At 28.2% G+C, this 2652-nt stretch carries 5 protein-coding genes; 4 read left to right on the top strand and 1 reads right to left on the bottom strand.

The window, feature by feature from the left end; translation table 11 throughout:
• Window positions 1–65: 65 nt before the first annotated feature.
• The 4 genes from AJ885_RS00305 to AJ885_RS00290 are packed head-to-tail and all read left to right on the top strand — an operon-like array spanning window position 66 to window position 1379.
• Window positions 66–245 carry a hypothetical protein gene (locus AJ885_RS00305; RefSeq protein ID WP_002864977.1) on the top strand — a complete coding sequence of 60 codons (180 nt, stop codon included), beginning with the start codon at window positions 66–68 and terminating at the stop codon, window positions 243–245.
• Complete coding sequence (locus AJ885_RS00300) at window positions 242–679, top strand: hypothetical protein (protein ID WP_070280526.1); 438 nt, start codon at window positions 242–244, stop codon at window positions 677–679. The genes AJ885_RS00305 and AJ885_RS00300 overlap by 4 nt, the downstream gene beginning before the upstream one ends.
• Window positions 680–721: 42 nt before the next feature.
• A complete protein-coding gene (locus AJ885_RS00295) occupies window positions 722–913 on the top strand; it encodes a hypothetical protein (RefSeq protein WP_021358120.1) in 192 nt (63 codons plus the stop codon).
• Window positions 900–1379 carry a phage virion morphogenesis protein gene (locus tag AJ885_RS00290; protein WP_052800544.1) on the top strand — a complete coding sequence of 160 codons (480 nt, stop codon included), beginning with the start codon at window positions 900–902 and terminating at the stop codon, window positions 1377–1379. Before AJ885_RS00295 ends, AJ885_RS00290 begins: the two co-directional genes overlap by 14 nt.
• Before the next feature lie 138 nt (window positions 1380–1517).
• On the opposite strand, the gene AJ885_RS00285 is transcribed toward AJ885_RS00290, so the two are convergent.
• Window positions 1518–2652: phage minor head protein (locus AJ885_RS00285; RefSeq protein WP_002870187.1), on the bottom strand; the 1135-nt coding region annotated here is incomplete at its 5' end.

Raw genomic sequence — 2652 nt, 5'->3', positions numbered from 1 at the left:
AAAAATTTAACAAAACTCACTAATTAGTGGGTTTGATTAAGTTTTATTTAGCAAGGAAAGAAAAGATGAGTAAAAGAAATGGTGCTTTAAGGGCTTTTAAAACACTTTTAAAAGATGTTTTAAATGATGAAAATGGCTTTTATAAACACAAAAATGGCAAAGTAAATATAGCCAAGCTCTCTCGTGTAAGTGGGCTTAGTAGAAGCTTTTTAAAAAAAGAACTCTATATAAGAGGTTTGCTATGAGTCCTAAACAAGCAATGCTTAGAAAACAACTTCTAGCTAAAATACACATGCACAAAGAGTATTTATATTATAAAGAAAATAATGCTTGGCAAGATTTTTTAGCTTTAAGATTTGAGGTTTTAAGCTCAAAAGATTTAAGCATAGATGAACTTAAAATCTTGCTTGATATTTTTGATGGTAAAATTAAAGATGATATAAACTTCGTACCTGATTTTAAGGGTAGATTAATGCTTAAAAAAGCTAGTTCTAATAAACAATTTTTTTATTTAAAAGCTTTATTAAAACAAACAAAAATGCCTATTTTTAGTTTTTACAAACTTTGTAAAAAAACTTTAAAAAAAGATATATACTCTCTTGAAACTCTTAGCAAAAAAGACTGCACTATAATGCTTGTAGTTTTAGAAAAGATTGTTAAAACTAAAAAAAATAATTAAAAATAGATATAATCCTTTAAAAGCTTTTTTAAAGGATTTATTTTGATCTGTCCTAGATGTGCGAATGATAAAACTAAAGTTTTAAAAACTATAAAATCAGACACCAATGAAAGATTTAGAAGATGTATTAAGTGCGGATACACTTTTATGTCTATTGAACTTATAAAAGTAGACAATTGGGCAAAATACTATATAAAAGAAACTCAAAAAGGACTTTTTGATGAAACGCTTTGAATTAAAGGGTCTTGAAAATCTTTTAAAGAAATGTGAAAATTTAGAAAACGAACAAAAGCAGATTATCTTAAAAGAAATAATTGCTGAAACACTTTATAAAGAAAGCAAAGAAAATCTAGAAAAAGAACAAGACTCTAATGCTAAAAAATGGGCACCTTTAAAGCAAAGTACATTAAATTCAAGAAAAGCACAAAAGATCATGCATACTAAAAAGCTTTTTGCAACAGGCTCTATGCAAAGCTCTTTACATAGTGGAGTGGAAAATGATAGAGCTTTTGTAGCACTTAATGCCACCTATAAAGGCTTTGCGTATGCCAGAGTGCATCAATTTGGCTCTAAAAATGTAATAGCAAGACCTTTTTTACCCATCGATGAAAATTTAAATATAAACAAAAGAGTAGCCAGAGCAATGGAAGAAGAAACTAAGGATATGCTTTGGACTTTGTTTAAGCAGACTTTAAAATAAGATTTTTTATAATGTCTAAAAGTCAATCATTATGCCCTTTGGTCGCTTTAAGCGATGTTTGGATAGACTAGATTTTATCTAAACCAAAACCCAGATGCGACGCGGGAACATCATGCTCAGGGCTTAGTCGCTGATTGATTATTGTTTTTTATAAATTGTTTTCCCCTGATTTAAAATCTCTTTAAAATAGCTATTATCTTCACTTAAAAACATGGTTTTATTATTGATTTGATTGCCTTTTTGATTTAGCACCATCACAAGAGCTTTTACTCCATTATCATAAAAATACTTAATATAAGTTTTTTTAGTAAAGCCTTTAAATCTAGGGTCAGCATCCATACTTAATCTAATCTCATCAGGGTCATTAATAAGCTTTGGAAAGTAGTCTAAGTAAAAATGCCTATTTTGTTTTTTGATTTTAGTAGTCTGCTTCTTTTTATCATAAAAAAAATCATCATCTAAGCTTATTACATCTCCTATTTTATCAACAAGCAAATCTCCTTTTTTTACATTAAAAGCTTCATAAACCTTATCTATTAATTCTTTATCACTTAAATTTTCATAATTTTGTATTTTTGGTAAATTTTCTAAGCTCTCATCTAAGCTTATTCTAGTTTCTTTTGGGATTTGTGAATTTTCTCTTTTATCATAAGCAAAATTTTTAGAAGCAATGCTTTTTGGATTTTCTAAAATTTTATATTTAGCCCTTGCTTCTTTTTCGCTTACTGCTATGACTTTACATTTGCAATTATAATCATTAGGCGGAAAGGATGTTTTCCAAAATGGATCATCTCTGTGTATAGCACAATTGTGCATTTTTTTATGCTCACTTCTTGAATCTTCTAAAAGTGCACATTTATATACCCAGTAAGTTTTGTAAGAATAAGTGCTAAGCTGTTTTGCTCTTGCTTTTGCGTAAGCACTTTGCATATTGGTATGATAAATTGTTTTTAAGCGATTTGCATTGATGTTTATAGTGCGTTTTTCTCCTGTTTTTGGGTTTGTTATTTCTTTTTTACCATACCAACCTTTACTTGTTAAAAGCTCTTTTAAATTGTTTTTAAACTCATTAAAATTTCTTCCTTCTTTCATAGCTTTTTTTAATTCTTCGTGCAAATCATTTAATACATCTGTTTTCATAATGCCTGCTGCACTAAAAGCACGATCGTGTGCTTGTTTTTTAATTTCGTGATATTTAAAGCTTATTTTTAAGCCTTTATTTTCTAAATAGCTATAAGCTTCATCTACGCTTTTGTTAAAAATATTACTCATT

It is taken from the genome of Campylobacter sp. BCW_6464 (assembly GCF_001762775.1).
Lineage (GTDB): Bacteria > Campylobacterota > Campylobacteria > Campylobacterales > Campylobacteraceae > Campylobacter_D > Campylobacter_D jejuni.
This window is presented reverse-complemented; position numbering and strand designations above follow the sequence as displayed.

Coding starts and splice junctions, on each gene's coding strand:
- AJ885_RS00290 (WP_052800544.1), top strand. CDS start 900: ATGAAACGCTTTGAATTAAAGGGTCTTGAAAATCTTTTAAAGAAATGT.
- AJ885_RS00300 (WP_070280526.1), top strand. CDS start 242: ATGAGTCCTAAACAAGCAATGCTTAGAAAACAACTTCTAGCTAAAATA.
- AJ885_RS00305 (WP_002864977.1), top strand. CDS start 66: ATGAGTAAAAGAAATGGTGCTTTAAGGGCTTTTAAAACACTTTTAAAA.